The sequence below is a fragment of the Streptomyces marokkonensis genome, from assembly GCF_008312835.1.
Taxonomy (GTDB): Bacteria; Actinomycetota; Actinomycetes; order Streptomycetales; family Streptomycetaceae; genus Streptomyces; species Streptomyces marokkonensis_A.
Window position 1 is genome coordinate 208,753 of record NZ_VSKS01000002.1, and the last position, 20,833, is coordinate 229,585.

The following is a 20,833-nucleotide window of genomic DNA, read 5'->3' on the forward strand; positions in this document are numbered from 1 at the left end:
CCGTCCTACGGTGCGGGGCTGTCGCCATGTACGGTCTGACCGACGACTCCAGGGGGAGTGGTGGGGAGAAACGGGGGAAGAGGACGGATCATGTCGCGAGTGCCAGGGTGGCTCGGCCGTGCCGGGGCCCGACTGACCGAGGTCAGCAAGCGGCTGGAGGAACGCCGCGCCGAGGTGACGCGGGACAGCCGGCCCGACGACCTCCACCACGAGGACACCGGGCGGGAGGCCGCCGCGCGCCCCGACCAGGTGCCGCCGGCTGCCGAGTACGCCGCCTCCGAGGCCGTCCCCCTCCGCCCGGACCCGGCGCAGGCCGTGCCTTGGGGGGTGCGGGTCGCCGCCGAGGCCGGCTGGCGGCTGCTGGTGCTGGCCGGCACGGTCTGGGTGCTCATGCGGGTCATCAGCGCCGTACAGCTCGTGGTGCTGGCCTTCGCGGCCTCGCTGCTGATCACCGCGCTGCTCCAGCCGACGGTGGCGCGGCTGAGGCGGATCGGCGTGCCGCACGGTCCGGCCACGGCGCTGACGGCGTTGTTCGGGTTCGTCGTGCTCGGCCTCATGGGCTGGTTCGTGACCTGGCAGATCATGGAGAACATCGACAACCTCTCCAGCCAGATCCAGGACGGCATCGACGAACTGCGCAACTGGCTGCTCAACAGCCCTTTCCACGTCACCGACAAGCAGATCAACGAGATCGCCAAGAACCTGCGTGAGGCGGTCGGCGCCAACACCGAGCAGATCACCTCGGCGGGCCTGGAGGGCGTGACGGTCGTCGTCGAGGCGCTCACCGGCATACTGCTGGCGGTCTTCTGCACGCTGTTCCTGCTCTACGACGGCAAGCGGATCTGGCAGTGGTCGCTCAAGCTCGTCCCGGCCGCGGCCCGTCCGGGTGTCGCCGGTGCCGGGCCGGCCGCGTGGCGGACGCTGACGGCGTACGTACGCGGCACCCTGATCGTGGCTCTGATCGACGCGATCTTCATCGGCCTCGGCATCTACTTCCTCGACGTGCCGATGGCGGTGCCGCTGGCCGTCTTCATCTTCCTGTTCTCGTTCATCCCGCTCGTGGGCGCGGTGGTGTCGGGAGCGCTGGCGGTGGTCGTCGCGCTGGTCACCCAGGGTGTGTTCACGGGCGTCATGACGCTCGTGGTGGTGCTGGCGGTGCAGCAGATCGAGGGGCACATCCTCCAGCCGTTCATCCTGGGCCGGGCGGTGCGGGTCCATCCGCTGGCGGTGGTGCTGGCGGTCGCCTCGGGCGGCATGGTGGCCGGCATCGGCGGCGCGGTGGTCGCCGTACCGCTCGTCGCGGTCACCAACACCGTCGTCGGCTATCTGCGCGCGTACTCCCTCGAGACGGCCGTACGCCATTCCCCCCGGCCCCGGGGCGCCACCGCCCTGTCCGCGCCGGACGCCCCGCTGCCGGTGCCTGCCGAGCCCGCGGCGCCGGACGAGGAGAAGCGCCCCGGGCCCCCGCGCGAGGAGTAGCCCGCCCGTCACGCACGACGGGCCCGCCCACCGGCCGGGGTGGACGGGCCCGTTGTGCGTGACGGGACGCGCGGTGTCACTCCGCGAGGGCCGCCTCCGCGTCGAGCGTGGCGGCGACCGCCTGGATCACCGCGGCGATCTTGAAGGCCTCCTGGACGGCCTCGCGCTCCAGGCCGGCCTTGCGCAGCACCTGCTCGTGGGAGTCGAGGCACATGCCGCAGCCGTTGATCGCGGAGACCGCGAAGGACCAGAACTCGAAGTCGACCTTGTCGACGCCGGGGTTGCCGATGACGTTCATCCGCAGACCGGCGCGCAGGTTGCCGTACTCGTGGTCCGACAGCAGGTGGCGGGTGCGGTAGAAGACGTTGTTCATCGCCATCACCGCGGCGGCGGCCTTGGCGGCCGTGTACGCCTCCGGCGACAGGTTCGCCTTCGCCTCCGGCTCCAGCTCGCGCAGCACGACGGCCGAGCGCGAGGCGATCGCCGTCGACAGCACCGTGCCCCACAGCTGCTGGGCCGGCAGGTCGGAGTTGCCGATGACCGAGCCCAGGTTGAGCTTCAGGTCCTTGGCGTAGTCCGGTATCCGGGACTTCAGGGAGTCGAGCGACATGTCAGGTCACTCCCCGGCCAGCAGCGCGACCGGGTCGAGGGTCTCGTCGCCCTTGCTCCAGTTGCACGGGCAGAGCTCGTCGGTCTGCAGGGCGTCCAGGACCCGCAGGACCTCCTTGGGGTTACGGCCGACGGAGCCGGCGGTCACCATGGAGAACTGGATCTCGTTGTTCTGGTCCACGATGAACACGGCGCGCTTGGCGAAGCCGTCCTCGCCCTCGATGCCGAGGTCGCGCATCAGCTCGTGCTTGGAGTCCGCCATCATCGGGAACGGCAGGTCGCGCAGGTCGTCGTGGTCCTTGCGCCAGGCGTGGTGGACGAACTCCGAGTCGCCGGAGAAACCGAGGACCTGGGCGTCACGGTCGGCGAACTCGTCGTTCAGCTTGCCGAAGGCGGCGATCTCGGTCGGGCACACGAAGGTGAAGTCCTTGGGCCACGCGAACACGATCTTCCACTTGCCCTCGTAGGTCTTGTGGTTGATCGTCTCGAACTCCTTGCCCTTCTCCAGCGAGACGCAGGCGGTCAGTTCGAACTCGGGGAACTTGTCACCGACAGTGAGCACAGGCTCTCCTTGCAGCGAGGAAACACCCATTGTGCGGGGGTTTCCCATGGGTTGGACCTTGTTGATGTTGGCACAGGGTGCATTGATTAGTGAAATAGCTACACTCGGTCGTGTTGATCGGAGGGACCTATTAGTGACCGTGGGTAATAGGCGCAGGCAGCCCAGCCTCGCGCAGCTCCGCGCGTTCGCCGCGGTGGCCGAGCATCTGCACTTCCGGGACGCCGCGGCGGCGATAGGGATGAGCCAGCCGGCGCTGTCGGGGGCCGTGTCGGCGCTGGAGGAGACACTCGGTGTCACCCTGGTGGAGCGTACGACGCGCAAGGTGCTGCTCTCACCGGCCGGTGTGCGGCTCGCCGTCCGCGCCAAGGCCGTACTGGCGGAGGTCGGTGCGCTGATGGAGGAGGCGGACGCGCTGCGGGCGCCGTTCACCGGGGCGCTGCGCCTCGGCGTCATCCCGACCGTGGCGCCCTACCTGCTGCCGGCGGTCCTGCGGCTGGTCCACGAGCGCTACCCGGCCCTCGACCTGCAGGTGCACGAGGAGCAGACGGCCAACCTGCTGGAGGGACTGGCCGGCGGGCGGCTCGACCTGCTGCTGCTCGCCGTGCCCCTCGGGGTGCCAGGGGTGACCGAAATGCCCCTCTTCGACGAGGACTTCGTCCTGGTCACCCCGCTCGGCCACCGGCTCGGCGGCCGGCAGGGCATTCCCCGCGAGGTGCTGCGCGAGCTGAACCTGCTCCTGCTCGACGAGGGGCACTGCCTGCGCGACCAGGCCCTGGAGATCTGCCGCGAGGCCGGCCGCGCCGGAGTCCCGGCGACCACCACGGCGGCCGGACTGTCCACGCTGGTACAGCTGGTGGCGGGCGGCCTCGGTGTGACGCTGCTGCCGCGCACCGCCGTCGACGTCGAGACCACCCGCGCCGGCCGCCTGCTCACCGGCTGCTTCACCGACCCGGCCCCCACCCGCCGCATCGCCCTCGCCATGCGCACGGGCACGGCGAGGGCGGCGGAGTACGAGCAACTGGCGGTGGCCCTGCGCGAGGCGATGCGGGGCCTGCCGGTGCGGATCCTGGGGAGCTGAGCGTCCCCCGTCGTCCGTCCCGGTCCTACTCGGTGCGCAGCCCGTCCGGGCGCATCATGCGCAACAGCGGGGGCAGGCTCAGCAGGGTCACCGCGAGGACCACGCCCGCGCCCATGCCGGTCATCCGGAGCACGCTCGGCCAGTCCACGCCGACCGGTGTCGAGGTCATCTTCAGCAGGACCGCGCCCAGGGTCATGCCCACCACCGAGGCCAGCAGCAGGCCCAGGCCGATCGGGATCGCCGTCTGCCACAGCACGGACAGGCTCAGCGTCCGCCGCCGGGTGCCGAAGGCGACCAGGGCCGACAGGAGCTTGCGGCGCTCCCGCAACTGCTCCAGCTGGGAGACCAGCAGACTCGCCCCGATCAGCACCAGTACGGCCGTGGCTCCGACGAACAGGCCCGTGCGGATGGACTCGTAGCGGTTGCTGCGCTCGGTGGCGTACCAGGTCATCGGCTCGGACAGCGGGTCGACCGCGTACGCCGTGTTGCGCACGTACTCGCGGGCGTGGGGCACCGAGTCGTCCACCGAGACGTACAGCTGCCCGGTGACCGCCCTGCCGACGGCCGCGTGCATCGCGCCCGGGGTCAGCAGGAAGCCGCCGCGCAGGGTGCCCGTCGGGTCCTTGACGGAGTCGGCCTGCCGCAGGCTCTCCGGGACGGTCCAGACGACGTCGCGGCTCTCGCCGTCCTCGTTCGTCTCCAGGTACAGCTTCTGGCCCGGCCTGCTCAGGGACGGGGTGTCGGTGTCGTACTCGCCGCCCCGGACGGCGAACACGTCGCCGTCCTCGCACGAGGGCAGCTTCGCCACCTCGCGCAGGGTCGCGCAGTCGCCGACGGTCAGTTCCGCGGAGCGCTGCGGCTCCTGGTCCCAGGGCCGGTCCGAGAAGTAGCCCTCGGACAGCGCGTAGACCTCGCGCACGCCCTCGGTCCTCTCGAACTTCGCGGCGGCCGCGGCGGTGTTCACGCCCTCCGGGATGCGCACCTGCATCTGCGCCCGCGCCACGTCGTAGCCCGTGTCCTCGGTGTAGGTGTCCTCGACGCCGGCGAACAGCATCTGCAGGGCGATCGCGCCGGCCACCGCCACGGCGATGCCGTTGACCAGGCGGGCCGCCGCTCCGCTGCTCAACTGAAGGCGCCGGACCGCCAGTTGCCAGGACACACTGCCCGAGCCGAGCCGGGCCACGACCGTCTCCACCACCCACGGCAGCAGCGCGGTGACCCCGACCAGCAAAGAGATGACGCCGCCGGTGACGAGGTACTGGTTGAAGTCCCCGTTCTCCCGGCCCTGGCCGATCATGGGGGCCAGCATGCCGAGCCCGGCCAGCGGCAGCAGCAGACGCCACCACAGCCGGCGGCGGGCGGGCCGCGCCGTGCGCACCACGCCGAGCGGTTCGATGACCACCCCGCGCAGCGCGAGCAGGGTCACCAGCACCGCGGCCGCCGGAACCGCCACCGCGACCAGCAGCGCCAGCAGCGGCGAGGGGTTCAGATAGCTCGGGAAGACACTGATGCCGTACACCTCGAACGACGCGGCGACCTCGCGTCCCGCCAGGAAGAACCCGGTGCCGAAGACCAGCCCGAGCAGTGCCCCGGCGAGTGCCTCACCCGCGGCGATCCGCCGGGTCATGGCGCCGTCGGAGCCGACCAGCCGCAGCGCGGCCAGCCTGCGGTCGCGCCGTTCGCCGCCGAACCGTACGGCCGCGGCGATGAACACGGCGACCGGCATCAGCAGCACCACGAAGACGACCAGGACCAGCAGGACGAGGACCGGATCGGTCTTCTCCTCCGTGGGGTTCGGGTCGCCGAAGGAGTCGATGCGCTCCGCCGCCGAGTTGCCGACCCGCTCCGCGAGGTCCCTGCCGCCCGCGTAGTAGGCGAGTTCCTGCGAACCGATGAGCCCCTGCTCGCCGATCGTCCCCACGATGTCGTAGGGCAGCCGCTCGCGCAGCAGCGCGCCGCTGCCGGAGTCGAGCAGTTCCTTCAGCGCGGGGGAGACCACCATGTCGCCCGCCGCCGGGAACTCCCGCAGGCCCGGCGGCAGCGGGGCCTTTGCGCCCTCCGCCTCCAGCAGCCGGCCGCGGACGTCCCGGTCGTCGAACTCGGTGTCGGTCCTGGCGATGACCAGGGTGTCGTCGGTCCTGTGCTCGATCGGCCGGCCGAAGGTGTAGTCGAGACGCGCCTCCTCCCGCCGGTGCCGCTCCGCCAGGGCGCCGGGCAGGGCGGTGGTGAGCAGCAGCAGCGCCACCCCCAGTCCGACACCGACGGCGGTGAGCAGGGCCCTGATCCAGCCCTCGCGTCCGCCGGCGAAGGCGAACCGGGTCCCCATCCCGAGATCCCGTGCCCACTGGCCGGCACTCGACCGACCGGCACTCATACGGCGCGCTCCATGTCCCGGGACCTGCCGTCGCGCACCACGATCTCGCGGTCGGAGTACGCGGCCACCCGCGCCTCGTGCGTGACGAGGACGACGGCGGCGTTGGCGGACCGGGCGGCGTCGGTGAGCAGTTCCATGACGCGCTCGCCGTTGAGGGAGTCCAGCGCGCCGGTCGGCTCGTCGGCGAACAGCACCCGCGGACCGGTGACCAGGGCCCGGGCCACCGCGACCCGCTGGCCCTGACCGCCGGAGACCTCGCCGGGCCGCTTCGTGCGGACGTCGTCGACCTCGAGGCGCTCCATCCACGTGAGCGCGGCCCGTTCGGCCTCCTTGCGGGGCGTGCCGTTCAGCCGCAGCGGCAGGGCGACGTTCTCCACGCAGGTGAGCTCGGGCACGAGCTGCCCGAACTGGAAGACGAAGCCGAACTCCGAGCGCCGGAGAGCGCTGCGCTCGGCGTCGCTCATGGTGGTCAGCTCGCGCCCGTCGTACGTGATCGAGCCGGAGTCGGGGGTGACGATCCCGGCGAGGCAGTGCAGCAGGGTCGACTTGCCCGAGCCGGAGGGGCCCATCACGGCGACGACCTCGCCGGGGTGGATGGAGAAGCCGGCACCGTCCAGCGCGGTGGTCGGTCCGTAGACCTTGCGCAGGTCCCGGGCGGTGAGCAGGGAGCCGGGAGGAACGGGTGTGCTCATCGGGTCACCGCCGCACGGAGCTTGTCGAGACGCGCCGCGGTCAGCTCCAGCCAGCGCAGGTCGGCCTCGAGGTGGAACAGGGCGTGGTCGCAGATGAGCTGGTCGGCGAGATCGCCCTTGCGCTTGCGGTCGGTGAGGATCCGCATGCCGCGCAGATGCTCCGAGCGCTGCGTGTCGAGGATGTCGGCGGCGTCGCGGCTGGTGAGCAGCGCCAGGACGACCTTGGTGTAGAGCGTCGACTGGAGGTACGGCTCCGGCTTCTCCGGGGTGGCGAGCCACCGCTCGACATCGGTGATGCCGGCCTCGGTGATCGCGTACCGCTTCCGCTCGGGGCCGCCGCCGGCCTCGATGCCGTCGACTTCGACGAGCCCGTTCTTCAGCAGGCGCGACATCGTCGAGTAGACCTGGCCGTAGTGCAGCGGCCGGTCGTGACCGAACTTCTCGTCGAAGGCCCGCTTCAGGTCGTAACCATGACGCGGGCCGGACTCCAGGAGCCCCAGGAGGGTGTGACCGATGGACATGCCGAGCACTCTACACAGTGTGTATACGCCGTGTGTATACGCGGAGTGTGCAGTTCATGGCGGGGTGTACGGAGGTGCAGGTGAGGGTCGATTGTCACGGTTCTGCTACCGAGGCCGAGAGCCATCGGCCCGCCCGGAGTCCGGGGAGGAGGCCGTTCAGGCCGGCGGGGGTCCGGGGGCGGAGCCCCCGGGCGGGCGCCCGCGGCGGGGCAGGGGCCCTGCGTCGCCGGGCAGCCGCCCCGCCTCCGCGAGCGCCCGCCGCAGCAGGAACTCGATCTGCGCGTTGGCCGAGCGCAGCTCGTCGTTCGCCCAGCGCGCCAGCGCCTCGTACACCGACGGGTCGAGCCGCAGCAGCACCTGCTTGCGCTGCGGCCGACCCTGGGGGGCCTGGCCCCCGGACGGGGCCGTCACTGGTAGAGGGTCCCGGTGTTGAGGACCGGCTGCGCCGAGCGGTCACCGCACAGCACCACCATCAGGTTGGACACCATCGCCGCCTTCCGTTCCGGGTCCAGCTCCACGATGTCCTGCTCGGCGATCCGGGTCAGCGCCGACTCGACCATGCCCACGGCGCCCTCCACGATCTGCTGCCGCGCCGCCACGACCGCGCCCGCCTGCTGCCGCTGGAGCATCGCCGAGGCGATCTCGGGAGCGTACGCGAGGTGCGTGAAGCGGGACTCGATGATCTGCACACCGGCCGCGTCCACGCGCGCGTGCAGCTCGACGGCGAGCTTCTCGGTGATCTCCTCGGCGTTGCCGCGGAGCGAGAGGCCGTCCTCGTCATGGGCGTCGTAGGGGTACTCGATGGCGATGTGCCGCACGGCCGCCTCGGTCTGGGTGGAGACGAACTCTATGTAGTCGTCCACCTCGAAGGTGGCCTGCGCGGTGTCCTCCACCCGCCACACCACGACCGCGGCCAGCTCGATCGGGTTGCCGTAGGCGTCGTTGACCTTCAGGACGGCGGTCTCGTGGTTGCGCACGCGCGTGGAGATCTTGGTGCGCGAGGTGAAGGGGTTCACCCAGCGCAGTCCGTCCTGCCGGATCGTGCCGCGGTAGCGGCCGAAGAGCTGCACCACCCGGGCCTCGCCCGGGGCCACCATGTTCAGCCCGCACATCGCGAGGAACGCGGCGATCGCGACCAGGATGCCGCCGATGATCAGCACCGCCTTGGCACCGGTCCCGGTGACCGCGGTGGCGGTGACGACCAGCGCCGCGCCGATGAGGAGCCCGGCCAGTCCGAGCAGCAGCGCAAGGCCGCCGCCGATGCTGTGCGCCGCGAACTCCCGCACGCGTGGGGCCGGCATCTCGGGCACATCGGCCGTGACCTGGGTGTCGTGTGTGGACATGGGTGATCCCCCGTTTCTCCGGGCGCCGTCCGCGCGGATCCCGCGCCGCTAGCGCCTGCCTAGCAAAGTGATAACAGATTACCCCTTCATGGCAACCTCGCACCCCTCCCGCACGTCGTTTCCTTCGGGGCGGGTGCTGATTGTCACGTCCGTAACGACCGCATCAGCAGTCCTTTGTCATAGCTCCCGGTGTTAGCTTTCTGAGCTGACCTGAGCGGCGAACCTGTGTGGCAGTCGAGCGCACATGAACGAAGCGGAGCGGAACGGGCGTATGGGACGAGCGGAAGAAAGACGCGCACGACAGCGCGGCGGGCACCGTGGGGCACCCGCGGGCCACCGCTCGTCGGGCGCGGCCGGCCGCACCGGCATACGCCGGCTCTTCACCTGGAAGAAGATCATCGGCACGTTCTTCGGCCTCTGCCTGCTCGGCATGGGCGCCTTCATCGTGCTCTACATGGTGATCGACATCCCCGAGGGCAACGCCGAGGCCGAGTCGCAGGGCAACGTCTACAAGTACAGCGACGGCTCGGTCATGGCCCGCAGGGGCTTCAACCGCGAGATCGTCGACCTGGCCAGGGTCCCCAAGGACGTCCAGCGCACCTTCGTCGCCGCCGAGAACAAGACGTTCTACAAGGACTCCGGCGTCGACATCAAGGGCACCGCGCGCGGCCTGCTCAACACGCTGTCCGGCAAGGGCGCACAGGGCGGTTCGACGATCACCCAGCAGTACGTCAAGAACTACTACCTGACGCAGGAACAGACCGTCACCCGCAAGATGAAGGAAGTGGTCATCTCCTTGAAGCTGGACCGGGAGAAGTCCAAGGACTACATCCTCGCCGGATACATCAACACCAGCTACTACGGCCGCGGCGCCTACGGGATCCAGGCCGCCGCACAGGCCTACTACCGCGTCGACGCCGAGGACCTGACGGTCGAGCAGGGCGCGTACCTCGCCGCGCTGCTCCAGGCACCGAGCCAGTACGACTGGGCGGTGGCCGGCGAGACCGGCAAGAAGCTGGTCCAGGAGCGCTGGAACTACGTCCTGGACAACATGGTCGAGCAGAAGTGGCTGGACGCGGCCGACCGCCGGGGCATGGAGTTCCCCGTGCCCAAGGCGCCCAAGGCCGCCCCCGGGATGGAGGGCCAGACCGGTTACCTGGTGGAGGCGGCCGACAACGCGCTCAAGCGGCAGTTCGTCGACCAGGGCATCGCCGAGGACATGAAGCAGGCCGACGCCCTGCTGGACGTCGGCGGCTACACCATCACGCTCAACATCGACAAGAAGAAGCAGGCCGCGCTGGAGAAGGCGGTCAAGGCCAAGCTGACCAGCAAGCTCGACCCGGACCAGCGCGACGTCGACGCCGACGTCCAGGCCGGCGCCGTGTCCGTGGACCCGAAGACGGGCGAGGTCGTGGCCATGTACGGCGGCGTGGACTACGTGAAGCACTTCACCAACAACGCCACCCGCGACGACTACCAGCCCGCCTCCACCTTCAAGCCGGTCATCCTCGCCGCGGCCGTGGACCAGGCCGCCGAGACCCAGGACGGCGTGCCGATCACGGCCGACACGATCTACGACGGCACGAGCAAGCGCCCCGTCATGGACGGCGGCCGCAAGGTCGGCTTCGCGCCCCCCAACGAGGACGACGTCGACTACGGCGACATCACCGTCCAGGAGGCGATGAACAAGTCCGTCAACTCGGTCTTCGCCCAGATGGGCATCGACGTCGGCATGCCCGAGGTCGTGAAGGTCGCCGGCGACCTCGGCATGGAGACCGAGGGCATGGAGGCCGTGCCCGCACAGACCCTGGGCAGTATGGGCGCCAGCCCGCTGGAGATGGCGGGCGTCTACGCCACCCTCGCCAACCACGGCGAGAAGGTCACCCCGGCCCTCGTGAAGTCGGTCGAGCACAAGGACCGCAGCGTCGAGTTCCCCGAAGCGGTCGGCGACCGGGTCATCAGCCGCGCCGCCGCCGACACGGTGACCTCCGTGCTCACCGGTGTGGTCGACGACGGTACGGCCAGGAGGTCCGTGCGGGAGAACCCGCTGCGCGACAGCCAGCAGGTGGCCGGCAAGACGGGTACGTCCGACAACAACAAGTCCGCCTGGTTCACCGGTTTCACGCCCGAGCTGGTCACCTCGGTCGGCCTGTTCGGCGAGGACGCCAAGAACGGCAAGCAGGTCCCGATGTACGAGGCGGGCGGCGTCGACTACCGCGTCAACGGCGGTGGCTTCCCCGCCGAGATCTGGGCGGCGTACACCTTCGGTGTGATGGACGAGGTCAGCAGGTTCGACCTGGACACCGACCAGGGCGCGGCCGTCAGGCCCACCCGGACGCCGTCGGCCACGCAGACGCCCTCGCAGCCCCCGAGCCAGGAGCCGACGACCGAGGCGCCCACCACCGAGGCGCCGCCGGAGACCTCGTCCGCTCCGCCGACGTCCGAGCCGCCGACCCAGACGCCGACGTCACCGCCGCCGACGAACACGTCGCCGTCGGGCTCGCCGACCTTCGGGATCCCCGGCGACCCGGACGACCCGCAGTTCGGCGAGGACCAGTAGACCGCACCGCACGAGGGGCGCCCGGTGACCGCACCGGGCGCCCCTCCCGCCGTACGACGGCTCAGCCGTGGTTCAGCTCGAACCACACCACCTTGCCGGTGCTCAGCCGGGTCGCGCCCCAGCGCCGCGCCAGCCGGTTCACCAGGTACAGCCCGCGCCCGCCCTCGTCCGTGGCGCGCGCCTGCCGCAGCCGCGGCAGCTGCGGCACGTCGTCACCGACCTCGCAGCGCAGCACGTCCGTGCGCAGCAGCCGCAGCGTGACCGGCCGCGTCGCATAGCGCACGGCGTTGGTCACCACCTCGCTGACCAGCAGCTCCACCGAATCGCTGAGCTCCTCCATGCCCCAGCGGGACAGCGCCCGCCGGGCCAGCCGGCGGGCCCGGCCGGGAGCCGCGTCCTCCGGCTCAAGGAACCAGTACGCCACGTCGCTGGGGGCGATGCCGTCGAAGCGGGCGGCGAGCAGCGCGATGTCGTCGTCCCGGTCGCCCGGGCCGAGCATGTCGAGGACCTCGTCGCACAGGGCCTCCAGCGGCGGCGGATGGTCCGGGCCGGTCAGCTGCGCGGTCGCGGCGAGCTTCTCGCGCAGCTGCTCGATCCCGGTCCACACGTCCCGCAGCCGGGACTCCACCAGGCCGTCCGTGTAGAGCAGCAGCGTCGCCCCGGCGGGCGCGTCCAGCTCCACGGCCTCGAAGTCCACCCCGCCCACGCCGATCGGCGCGCCCGCGGGCACCCGCAGCACCTCGGCCCGGCCGCCCAGCTCCAGCAGGATCGGCGGCGGATGGCCGGCGTTGGCGATGGTGATGCGGTGGGAGACCGGGTCGTACACCGCGTACAGGCAGGTCGCCATGCGGTCCACGCCCAGCCGCTGCGCCTGCTCGTCGAGGTGGTGCAGCACCTCCTGCGGGGGCAGGTCGAGACCGGCCAGGGTCTGCGCGGTGGTGCGCAGCTGGCCCATGATCGCCGCCGACGTCATGGAGTGACCCATCACGTCACCGACCACCAGCGCCACCCGGCTGCCCGGCAGCGGGATCGCGTCGTACCAGTCACCGCCCACCCGCGCCGTCTCCGCGGCCGGCAGATAGCGCGACGCCAGCCGTACGCCGGTGCAGCGCGGCAGGGTCTCCGGCAGCATCGTGCGCTGCAACTCGTCCGCGATGTACGCCTCCCGCCCGTACAGCACCGCCTTGTCGATGCCGAGGGCGCTGTGCGTGGCGAGCTGCGCGGCGACCAGCAGATCGTCGGCCTCGAACGGGATGCGTTCCGGACGGCGCAGGAACAGCGCCGCGCCGATCACCCGGCGCCGGCCGCGCAACGGCGCGAGAATCGCCCGCTGCCCGTCCGGGACGGCCGACGCGCCGTTCTCGCCGAGGAGTTCGGGCAGCGCGGCCCGGGCGGCCGGCGCGTCCGTGAACACCGGCCGCACGCCGCGCAGCACCTCGGCGAGCGCGCTGCCCGGCCGTACCGTGCACAGCTCCTCGCCGACCGAGTCCAGCTCGGACGGCTCCGGCTGGGCGACCGGCGCGAACCCGCCCTCGGTGTCCCGCTCCGCCGGGATGCGGTCGCTGCGGCGCAGCCGCAGCACCAGCGGGCCCGTGGGCCGCTCGTCGCCGACCGGCAGCGGATCGCGCAGATAGACCAGGATCGCGTCGGAGAAGGTGGGCACGGTGGCCCGGCACAGCCCCATCACGATCTCGTCCAGGTCGATGCCGCGGGCGATGCGCCGGGTCGCGGCGCCGACGAACCGCAGCCGGTCACCGTCGCGCCGCATCGGCGTCGGCCGCCCGGGCTGTGTCACCTGCCCGGTGCGGCGTTCCTGGCCCTCGGGCGCCTGCGCCGGGATGCCCTGTCCCGCGGCCGGCTGCACCGGGATGCCCTCCGGGGCGGGACGCGGCCGGTGCGTGGCCGGTTCGCCGCCGTGTCCGGCGCCCGGCTGGGAGTGCTCGGAATCCGGTCCGGGCGCGGGGTCCTGGCCGGTGCCGCCGGGCGTCACGGTGTCCGGTGAGGCGGCACCCGACGACCCAGGGGACGCGGCCCCCGGCGCGGGCGGCTCACCGCCGGAGCGGCCCTGTACCGGTAAGGCGGCCCCGGTGCCCGGCACGCGGGCCGGTGACGGGGTACGCAGGAGCGCCCCGCGGGGATCCGCGGGGTCCACGCCCGGCTGCGGGCGCTCGAAGGAGGTCGGCTGCTCCGTCACGCGTGTCGAGTCCATCCGTCCGGCGCACGCCGTGCGCGCGGTTCGTCCCGCCGAAACTCCGATACCCGGAATGCGTGCCCCCGGAACGGATTTCGCGTGTGGTCAGAGGTTGTTGCTGCGCGGCCGGCCGGCCGTTCCCGGCCGCTCCCGGTGTTTCCGTACCCCTCGCTCACGTCCTGCCGCCCCTCGGTGACGTTCGGTCAAGCCCGGCGCGTGCTCCGGTGGTTGCTGCCCCGCGCCCTTGCGGACGACGATCCTACGTTTCCCGCCCGGGGACTCAGCAAGGGTCTCACGAGGACACATGCGCGGGAGTGCGGTCCCAGTCCTGTGGCAGCGACGGTACCGTCCAGGACGGATCCGGGCGCCAGTTCTCCCAGCCGTCCGAGAAGGGCGGCCCCCAGGCGCCGATCACCCCGACCGCGGCCCGCCCGGCCTCCCGCACCCTCCCGGCCAGCGCGGGGTCCACCAGCCCGTCCCGCCGGGCCTGCGCGAACTCGTCCTCGTCACGCCAGTACCAGGCCCGGTCCGGGTGCACGGAGATGTCCAGGAAGTGGTCCTCGGAGTCCACCCCGCCCGCCCAACGGGCCAGCGGCTCCTCCAGGTTCACGTACCAGTTCTTGAACTGCCAGCCCGGCTCCCAGAACAGCCACACCGACCAGGGGTCGCCGGGCCGGGCCAGCTTCAGCACACCGGTGCCGGACCAGCGGTCCCGCAGCACCGTGCGCGGCTTGGTGTACCGGGTGGCGAGCGGCTCGCGGTGCACGGGCGTGCCGTCGGCGAGCACCGGTTTCACGCATTCGGTCCCGGGCGCCATCCACACGGCGAGCAGCTCCGGGTCGTCGCGCACGACCGTGACGGGGCGCGCGATGTGGATGCGCGCACCGCCGTTCTCCCGGTAACGCCACAGGATCTGCGTCCCGGGCACCCAGTGGCCGGCGCCCCGGCCCGCTTCCTCGCGCATCGTCGCTCCACCCTCTGCCATGGCCAGATGTTAGGTGCCCCAGGCATACGACGCTGCGGCCCCGGTCACGGTTCACCTCCGGGGCGGCGTGTTTTACGGCCGCGTCATCCGCAGGACGTCCAGCGCCTCGTCGAGCTGCTCGACGGTGAGGTCGCCGCGCTCGACGTAGCCGCCCTCGAGGACCACCTGCCGGATGGTCTTCCGCTCCGCCAGGGACTTCTTGGCGACCTTGGCGGCCTCCTCGTAGCCGATGTACTTGTTGAGCGGGGTGACCACGGATGGCGAGGACTCGGCGTACTCCCGGGCCCGTTCACGGTGCGCGACGATGCCGTCGACGGTGCGGTCGGCGAGCAGCCGGGAGACGTTCGCGAGCAGCCGCACCGACTCCAGCACGTTCTTCGCGATGACCGGGAGCATGACGTTGAGCTCGAAGTTGCCGGAGGCGCCCGCGGCGGCCACGGTCGCGTCGTTGCCGGTCACCTGCGCGCAGACCATGAGCACGGCCTCCGGGATCACCGGGTTGACCTTGCCGGGCATGATCGAGGAGCCGGGCTGGAGATCGGGGAGGCTGATCTCCGCGAGGCCGGTGCGGGGGCCCGACGCCATCCACCGCAGATCGTTGGCGATCTTCGTCAGGCCCACGGCGACGGTCCGCAGCTGCCCGCTGGTCTCCACGACGCCGTCCCGGGCGCCCTGCGCCTCGAAGTGGTCGCGCGCCTCGGTCAGCGGCAGTCCGGTCGCGCGGGCGACCTCCTCGATGACGGCGGCGGAGAACCCCGGCGGGGTGTTGATGCCGGTGCCGACGGCGGTGCCGCCCAGCGGCAGCTCGGCGAGGCGCGGCAGCGAGGCGTTCAGCCGCTCGATCCCGTACCGCACCTGGGCCGCGTAGCCGCCGAACTCCTGACCCAGCGTCACGGGCGTGGCGTCCATCAGGTGCGTGCGCCCGGACTTCACCACGTCGGCGAACTCCACGGCCTTGCGCTCCAGGGCCGTGGCGAGGTGATCGAGGGCCGGGACCAGATCACGGGTGACGGCGGCGGTCGCGGCGATGTGGAGGGACGACGGGAAGACGTCGTTGGACGACTGCGAGGCGTTCACGTGGTCGTTCGGGTGCACGTCCCGTCCCAGCCGCTCGGTGGCGAGCGTGGCGATGACCTCGTTGGTGTTCATGTTGGACGAGGTCCCCGACCCGGTCTGGAACACGTCCACCGGGAAGTGCTCGTCCCACCGCCCCTCGGCGACCTCGCGGGCCGCCTCCTGGATCGCCTCGGCGATGTCCTCGTCCAGCACCCCGAGCCGGGCGTTCACCTTGGCCGCGGCGCCCTTGACCCGCGCCAGCGCCTCGATGTGGGCGCGCTCCAGGCGCTGTCCGGAGACCGGGAAGTTCTCCACGGCGCGCTGGGTCTGGGCGCGCCACTTGGCGTCGGCGGGTACCTTCACCTCCCCCATGGAGTCGTGCTCGACGCGGTAGTGCCGGTCGTCGTCCGTGGTCGTCATCGTCGTACCTCCGAAAGTGCACAGCAGCGGCCCGGGACGAGCGTATTCCCGGCGCGGCCGTCCGCCCCGCCGCGCGGGGAGCGCGGCGGGGCGGAGCACCCGTGGGGGGTCGGTCAGCCGCTCTGCAGGGTCACGTCGTCCAGGAGGAAGCTGGTCTGCAGGCTGTAGTCCTCGCTGGCGGTGAAGGTCAGGGTCACCGTCTGCCCGGCGTACGCCGACAGATTCACCGACCGCTGCACGTAGCCGCTGCCGGCGTTGGCGTTGGACAGGGTGGCGAGCGTGCTGCCGCCGGCCTTGACGGTGAACCGGTCGTAGGCGGTCGAGCCGGACTCGTCGGTGTCGATGTGCAGCCAGTAGCTCAGTGACGCCTGGGTGCACCCGGACGGAACGGTCACCGTCTGGCTGATCGACTCGGTGCTCGTGGACCCGTTGCCGCCGAGCCAGGCGAACCGGGTCCCGCTGTGCGCCGGCCGGCCCGAGTGGGCGCCGATGGTGCCGGTGTTCCCGGTCCACGGCGAGGTCCCGCTCTCGAACCCGCCGTTGCCGACGACACCGGCGGTGTCGCAGCTGCCGCCGGTGCCGGTGTCCACGGCGCGCTGCCAGAGGGTGTACGCGATGCCGTCGGACGCGCGGTCGAGACCGGTGGTGTTGATGTTGGTGAGGGTGTCGCACGACCGGTGGTAGCAGGGGTCGTACGCGGACCCGGCGGTCCCGCCCCACTTGGCGGCCTGCGCGGAGGTCTTCCGGGCGCTGGCCCCCATGGCGTACCCGGAGGTCGGGATGCCGTACTGCTCGAAGGAGTAGTCGTCGCTGCGCCCGGCGCCCTCGGTGTTCTCCTCGGGCTGGAGACCCAGTGAGTCCCAGTACGCCTTCATCGGGGCGGCGGCGGACGAGGTGATGTGGTTGATGAAGTAGCCGCCGTTGGTGGAGGCGACCATGTCGAAGTTGTAGTACGCCTTGATCTTGGCGCGCTCGGTCGAGGACAGCGAACGGACGTAGAAGTCGGACCCGTTGAGGCCCTGCTCCTCGTCGGTCCACCAGGCGAAGCGGACCCGGTTGCGCATGGCGGGGTTCGTCTGCGCCAGCGTCAGGGCGTTCTCGAGCAGGGCGGCGGAACCGGAGCCGTTGTCGTTCATGCCGGGCCCGGCGGAGACGCCGTCGAGGTGGGCGCCGAACATGATCACGTTGTTGGCGTCGCCCTTGGGCCATTCGGCGATCAGATTGGGCCCGGCGCCGCTGGTGCAGCCGGAGGTGCACGGCTGCTCGGTGACGGTGTAACCGGCGGCCTGGAGCTTGCCCTTCACATAGGCGACGGAGTCGCGGTACCCCTGTCCGGTGGACCGGCGGTTCCCGCCGTTCCGCCCGGCGATGGCGCTCAGCTCGTTGAGATGCGCCTTCACTTTGTTCACGTCGACGTCGGGCGCGGCGGCGGCGGTGGGCGCGGCGGCGGCGGTGGTCGCGGCGGGCACGGAGCCGGCGGCCACGGCGGGGAGTGTTCCGCAGCCGAGCACGACAGCGAGCGAGACGCCCGCGACGGCGAGTCTTCGTTTCACCTGGGTCTCCTCCGGGAGGTGGCTGTGGGGTGAGCCACGCAGGATTGACATGGCATGTGCATGTCGGAGCGACGAGAAGACTCACAGCGATGGTTGAGCCAGTCAACGGAAAGGGCAGGACAGAGGCCAGATTGTCCGAAAGCAGCACACGAAGTCCGCTATGCGGACACGCCGGACAGAGCTGAATCAGCCTGTCCGGCGTGTGAGGACAAGGCCCGTCCAGAGCCGAAGGGGGCTGGGGGCGCGGCCCCCGGGGACGGGACGGGAAGGGGCGGCGGGGGCGGAGGAAACGCCCCGCCGCACCGCGGGGGCTACGCCTGCCCCGGCCCCCGCACCGGGATCGACGTGAACGTCGGCTGCTGGGGCGAGGGGTCCTGGAAGAAGTCGTTGCCCTTGTCGTCCACGACGATGAACGCCGGGAAGTCCTCGACCTCGATCTTCCAGACCGCCTCCATCCCGAGCTCCTCGTACTCGACGACCTCGACCTTCTTGATGCAGTCCTGGGCGAGCCGGGCCGCCGGCCCCCCGATGGACCCGAGGTAGAACCCGCCGTGCGCGTCGCACGCGTCCGTGACCTGCTTGCTCCGGTTCCCCTTCGCCAGCATCACCTTGGACCCGCCCGCCGCCTGGAACTGCTCCACGTAGGAGTCCATGCGCCCGGCCGTCGTCGGCCCGAAGGACCCCGACGCGTACCCCTCCGGGGTCTTCGCCGGCCCGGCGTAGTACACCGGGTGGTCCTTCAGGTACTGCGGCATCTCCTCGCCCGCGTCCAGCCGCTCCTTGATCTTGGCGTGCGCGATGTCACGCGCCACGACCAGCGGCCCGGTCAGCGAAAGCCGGGTCTTCACCGGGTACTTGGTCAGCTCGGCGAGGATGTCGTCCATGGGCTGGCTGAGGTCGATCCTGACGACGTCGCCCTCCGACTCGAGCTGCTCGTCCGTCGTCTCGGGAAGGAACCGCGCCGGATCCGTCTCCAGCTGCTCAAGGAACACGCCCTCGGTGGTGATCTTCGCGACCGCCTGCCGGTCGGCCGAGCACGACACCGCGATCGCGACCGGGCACGAGGCCCCGTGCCGCGGCAGCCGCACCACCCGCACGTCGTGGCAGAAGTACTTGCCGCCGAACTGCGCCCCGATACCGATCTTCTGCGTCAGCTCGAAGACCTTCTCCTCCAGCTCCTCGTCCCGGAAGCCGTGCCCGAGCGGCGACCCCTCGGAGGGAATCTCGTCCAGGTAGTGCGCGGAGGCGTACTTCGCGGTCTTCAGCGCGTACTCGGCCGACGTGCCGCCGACGACGATCGCCAGGTGGTACGGCGGACAGGCGGCCGTACCGAGCGAACGGATCTTCTCCTCCAGGAACTTCATCATGGAGGCCTCGTTCAGGACCGCCTTGGTCTCCTGGTACAGGAAGCTCTTGTTGGCGGACCCGCCGCCCTTGGCCATGAACAGGAACTTGTACGCGCCGCCGTCCGTCGCGTACAGCTCGATCTGCGCCGGGAGGTTGGAGCCGGTGTTCTTCTCCTCCCACATGGTGAGCGGAGCCATCTGCGAGTACCGGAGGTTCAGGTTCTGGTACGCGTCGTAGATGCCCCGGGACAGGGCCTCCTCGTCGCGGCCCGCCGTCAGCACGTTCTGCCCGCGCTTGCCCATGACGATCGCCGTACCGGTGTCCTGGCACATGGGCAGCACGCCGGCCGCCGCGATGTTCGCGTTCTTCAGCAGGTCCAGGGCGACGAACTTGTCGTTGCCCGACGCCTCGGGGTCGTCGATGATCCGGCGCAGCTGCGCCAGGTGGGCGGGGCGCAGATAGTGCTGGATGTCGTGGACGGCCTCCTCGGCGAGCCTGCGCAGCGCCTCCGGCTCCACCTTGAGGAACGTCCGCCCGTCGGCCTCGAAGGTGGAGACACCTTCGGAGGTCACCAGCCGGTAGGGGGTGGTGTCCTCTCCCATGGGGAGCAGATCGGCGTACTCGAACTCAGGCATCTCGCCCATTCCTCACTCGACGGAAGACCGCCCGCCTCCGTTGGCGGGCGCTCACCAGCCTAGGACCTGCCGTCGGCGGTGAACCTGTGAGGTTGTCCTCAGTCGTCCGCGCGGGAGACGTCCGCGCGCAAGACGCCCCTGCGAGAGTTGTCCGCGCGAGAGGGTAGTCGCGATCTATCGCGTTTGGGTACGCTGCTGCCGTGGACCTTCAGAAGCACGCCCAGCAGCCGGACACGGCACCGGGGGCCGCCGAGCTGCGCGCCTCCGACGCCGACCGGGACCGTATCGCCGACCTCCTGCGCGAGGCCCTCGCCGAGGGCCGCCTGACCGCCGACGAGCACGCGGAGCGCGTCGAGGGCGTGCTGGCCGCCAAGACGGTGGGGGAGCTGGACGTGTTCGTCCGGGACCTGCCGATAGCCCACCAGCGGCGCGCGGCCCACTCCTCCGCCCCCAGCCGGCCCACCGCGGGCGCGATCCCCGTCGACCCCGATGACAACGTGGTCGCGGTGTTCAGCGCCGCCGCCCGCAAGGGCCGATGGCGGACCGGCCGCCGCATCCACGCGTACGCGATCTTCGGCAGCGTCGAGATCGACCTCAGCGAGGCGCTGTTCGACCACCAGCAGGTCATGATCAAGGCGTTCGCCGTCTTCGGCAGCGTCGAGGTCCGCGTCCCGGAGAACGTGTCGCTGCGCGGCACGGGCGGTGGCGTGCTGGGTTCCTTCGAGGTGGACACGCTCGACGCGACCGACGACGAGGCCCCGGTGGTCTTCGTCGACGGCTGGGCGGTGCTGGGCAGCGTCGAGGCGCGGCCCAGGCGCGGCAAGTTCGTCGCGGACATCCTCGACCGGGTGCAGCGCACGGTCGACAGGAGCATGCGCAAGCATCTCGGCCACTGACCCGGCACGAGCGGAGCCCCGTCGGGGACGCAGTGCATAGGCGCGCGTACATCGGGTAAGCCTTGCTGCATCGTCTCTCGCTCGCGAAGCCGTCGTCAGGAGTAGACCGTGCTGCAACCGCCGCATTCGTCCCTGCAGGTAGCCGCCGTTCCGGCCCAGTCTGCGGCAGGGCGGGAGAGGGACCAGGACGCCCCCTGGCACACCGAGGCGGTGTGCCGGCGCGACGAGGCGGGGCTGTTCTTCGCGCCGTCGAAGGAGCCCACCGCCGCCCGGCTCTCCCGTGAGGAGGCGGCGAAGCGGGTCTGCGCCCGCTGCCCGGTCATGGTCGAGTGCCGCGAGCACGCCCTGCTCCAGCCCGAGCCGTACGGCGTCTGGGGCGGCCTCACCGCCGCCGAGCGCCGCGTGGTGCTGGCCCGCCGCAGGCGCCGCGACATGGAACTCAAGAAGACCGCCCGCCAGGGCCGCATAGCGGCGGCGGGCTAGCAGCGCGCACGAAAGAGGCGCCCCCTCCGCACAGGGGGCGCCTTTTCAC

17 protein-coding genes are annotated in these 20,833 nt (G+C 71.3%); 5 read left to right on the forward strand and 12 right to left on the reverse strand.

What is annotated here, in order from left to right; translation table 11 throughout:
• Positions 1–90 precede the first annotated feature (90 nt).
• Entirely contained in the window at positions 91–1,479 is a 1,389-nt protein-coding gene (locus F1615_RS03730) for an AI-2E family transporter (protein WP_149547413.1), read from the forward strand.
• 76 nt (positions 1,480–1,555) lie between these two features.
• Here the strand turns inward: F1615_RS03730 and F1615_RS03735 are convergent, their stop codons facing one another.
• Positions 1,556–2,089 carry an alkyl hydroperoxide reductase gene (locus tag F1615_RS03735; protein WP_149547414.1) on the reverse strand — a complete coding sequence of 178 codons (534 nt, stop codon included), beginning with the start codon at positions 2,087–2,089 and terminating at the stop codon, positions 1,556–1,558.
• 6 nt (positions 2,090–2,095) lie between these two features.
• Complete coding sequence (locus tag F1615_RS03740) at positions 2,096–2,650, reverse strand: peroxiredoxin (RefSeq protein ID WP_149547415.1); 555 nt, start codon at positions 2,648–2,650, stop codon at positions 2,096–2,098.
• Positions 2,651–2,783: 133 nt separating this feature from the next.
• Here F1615_RS03740 and F1615_RS03745 point away from each other — a divergent pair, with 133 nt between their 5' ends.
• The gene (locus F1615_RS03745; RefSeq protein WP_425385619.1) at positions 2,784–3,728 is read left to right on the forward strand and encodes a LysR substrate-binding domain-containing protein; all 945 of its coding nucleotides are present in this window, start codon (positions 2,784–2,786) and stop codon (positions 3,726–3,728) included.
• A gap of 25 nt (positions 3,729–3,753) precedes the next feature.
• Here F1615_RS03745 and F1615_RS03750 read toward each other — a convergent pair whose 3' ends face one another.
• The 5 genes from F1615_RS03750 to F1615_RS03770 form a co-directional block, all read right to left on the reverse strand.
• The gene (locus F1615_RS03750) at positions 3,754–6,102 is read right to left on the reverse strand and encodes an ABC transporter permease (RefSeq protein ID WP_149547416.1); all 2,349 of its coding nucleotides are present in this window, start codon (positions 6,100–6,102) and stop codon (positions 3,754–3,756) included.
• Positions 6,099–6,794: an ABC transporter ATP-binding protein gene (locus tag F1615_RS03755; protein WP_149547417.1), complete on the reverse strand. Its 696-nt coding sequence runs from the start codon at positions 6,792–6,794 to the stop codon at positions 6,099–6,101. The genes F1615_RS03750 and F1615_RS03755 overlap by 4 nt, the downstream gene beginning before the upstream one ends.
• The gene (locus tag F1615_RS03760) at positions 6,791–7,315 is read right to left on the reverse strand and encodes a PadR family transcriptional regulator (protein WP_037939462.1); all 525 of its coding nucleotides are present in this window, start codon (positions 7,313–7,315) and stop codon (positions 6,791–6,793) included. Before F1615_RS03760 ends, F1615_RS03755 begins: the two co-directional genes overlap by 4 nt.
• A gap of 156 nt (positions 7,316–7,471) precedes the next feature.
• A complete protein-coding gene (locus tag F1615_RS03765; RefSeq protein ID WP_149547418.1) occupies positions 7,472–7,726 on the reverse strand; it encodes a hypothetical protein in 255 nt (84 codons plus the stop codon).
• Entirely contained in the window at positions 7,723–8,658 is a 936-nt protein-coding gene (locus F1615_RS03770; protein WP_149547419.1) for an SPFH domain-containing protein, read from the reverse strand. The genes F1615_RS03765 and F1615_RS03770 overlap by 4 nt, the downstream gene beginning before the upstream one ends.
• A 271-nt stretch (positions 8,659–8,929) precedes the next feature.
• Here F1615_RS03770 and F1615_RS03775 point away from each other — a divergent pair, with 271 nt between their 5' ends.
• Complete coding sequence (locus F1615_RS03775) at positions 8,930–11,218, forward strand: transglycosylase domain-containing protein (RefSeq protein WP_167533654.1); 2,289 nt, start codon at positions 8,930–8,932, stop codon at positions 11,216–11,218.
• 61 nt (positions 11,219–11,279) lie between these two features.
• On the opposite strand, the gene F1615_RS03780 is transcribed toward F1615_RS03775, so the two are convergent.
• The 5 genes from F1615_RS03780 to F1615_RS03800 all read right to left on the reverse strand — a co-directional run bounded on the left by F1615_RS03780 (position 11,280) and on the right by F1615_RS03800 (position 19,414).
• On the reverse strand, positions 11,280–13,427 hold the full coding sequence (locus tag F1615_RS03780; RefSeq protein WP_167533655.1) for a SpoIIE family protein phosphatase: 2,148 nt from the start codon (positions 13,425–13,427) through the stop codon (positions 11,280–11,282).
• A 274-nt stretch (positions 13,428–13,701) separates the two neighbouring features.
• The gene (gene fomD, locus F1615_RS03785) at positions 13,702–14,394 is read right to left on the reverse strand and encodes a cytidylyl-2-hydroxypropylphosphonate hydrolase (RefSeq protein ID WP_149547421.1); all 693 of its coding nucleotides are present in this window, start codon (positions 14,392–14,394) and stop codon (positions 13,702–13,704) included.
• A gap of 72 nt (positions 14,395–14,466) precedes the next feature.
• Complete coding sequence (locus F1615_RS03790; protein ID WP_149547422.1) at positions 14,467–15,870, reverse strand: class II fumarate hydratase; 1,404 nt, start codon at positions 15,868–15,870, stop codon at positions 14,467–14,469.
• A gap of 113 nt (positions 15,871–15,983) precedes the next feature.
• A complete protein-coding gene (locus F1615_RS03795) occupies positions 15,984–17,474 on the reverse strand; it encodes a M28 family peptidase (protein WP_149547423.1) in 1,491 nt (496 codons plus the stop codon).
• Between the two features lie 260 nt (positions 17,475–17,734).
• Positions 17,735–19,414 (reverse strand): fumarate hydratase, encoded by a 1,680-nt coding sequence (locus F1615_RS03800; RefSeq protein ID WP_149547424.1) that lies wholly within the window; start codon positions 19,412–19,414, stop codon positions 17,735–17,737.
• Positions 19,415–19,605: 191 nt separating this feature from the next.
• Between F1615_RS03800 and F1615_RS03805 the strand changes: the two genes are divergently transcribed.
• The gene (locus tag F1615_RS03805) at positions 19,606–20,301 is read left to right on the forward strand and encodes a DUF1707 SHOCT-like domain-containing protein (protein ID WP_149547425.1); all 696 of its coding nucleotides are present in this window, start codon (positions 19,606–19,608) and stop codon (positions 20,299–20,301) included.
• A gap of 108 nt (positions 20,302–20,409) precedes the next feature.
• Complete coding sequence (locus F1615_RS03810; RefSeq protein ID WP_149547426.1) at positions 20,410–20,784, forward strand: WhiB family transcriptional regulator; 375 nt, start codon at positions 20,410–20,412, stop codon at positions 20,782–20,784.
• Positions 20,785–20,833 lie beyond the last annotated feature (49 nt).

What these genes read in the sequence shown, in the direction of transcription:
- F1615_RS03730 (WP_149547413.1), top strand. Translation starts at nt 91, where the DNA reads ATGTCGCGAGTGCCAGGGTGGCTCGGCCGTGCCGGGGCCCGACTGACC.
- F1615_RS03735 (WP_149547414.1), bottom strand. Translation starts at nt 2,089, where the DNA reads ATGTCGCTCGACTCCCTGAAGTCCCGGATACCGGACTACGCCAAGGAC.
- F1615_RS03750 (WP_149547416.1), bottom strand. Translation starts at nt 6,102, where the DNA reads ATGAGTGCCGGTCGGTCGAGTGCCGGCCAGTGGGCACGGGATCTCGGG.
- F1615_RS03755 (WP_149547417.1), bottom strand. Translation starts at nt 6,794, where the DNA reads ATGAGCACACCCGTTCCTCCCGGCTCCCTGCTCACCGCCCGGGACCTG.
- F1615_RS03760 (WP_037939462.1), bottom strand. Translation starts at nt 7,315, where the DNA reads ATGTCCATCGGTCACACCCTCCTGGGGCTCCTGGAGTCCGGCCCGCGT.
- F1615_RS03770 (WP_149547419.1), bottom strand. Translation starts at nt 8,658, where the DNA reads ATGTCCACACACGACACCCAGGTCACGGCCGATGTGCCCGAGATGCCG.
- F1615_RS03775 (WP_167533654.1), top strand. Translation starts at nt 8,930, where the DNA reads ATGGGACGAGCGGAAGAAAGACGCGCACGACAGCGCGGCGGGCACCGT.
- F1615_RS03780 (WP_167533655.1), bottom strand. Translation starts at nt 13,427, where the DNA reads ATGGACTCGACACGCGTGACGGAGCAGCCGACCTCCTTCGAGCGCCCG.
- fomD (WP_149547421.1), bottom strand. Translation starts at nt 14,394, where the DNA reads ATGGCAGAGGGTGGAGCGACGATGCGCGAGGAAGCGGGCCGGGGCGCC.
- F1615_RS03790 (WP_149547422.1), bottom strand. Translation starts at nt 15,870, where the DNA reads ATGACGACCACGGACGACGACCGGCACTACCGCGTCGAGCACGACTCC.
- F1615_RS03795 (WP_149547423.1), bottom strand. Translation starts at nt 17,474, where the DNA reads ATGTCAATCCTGCGTGGCTCACCCCACAGCCACCTCCCGGAGGAGACC.
- F1615_RS03800 (WP_149547424.1), bottom strand. Translation starts at nt 19,414, where the DNA reads ATGGGCGAGATGCCTGAGTTCGAGTACGCCGATCTGCTCCCCATGGGA.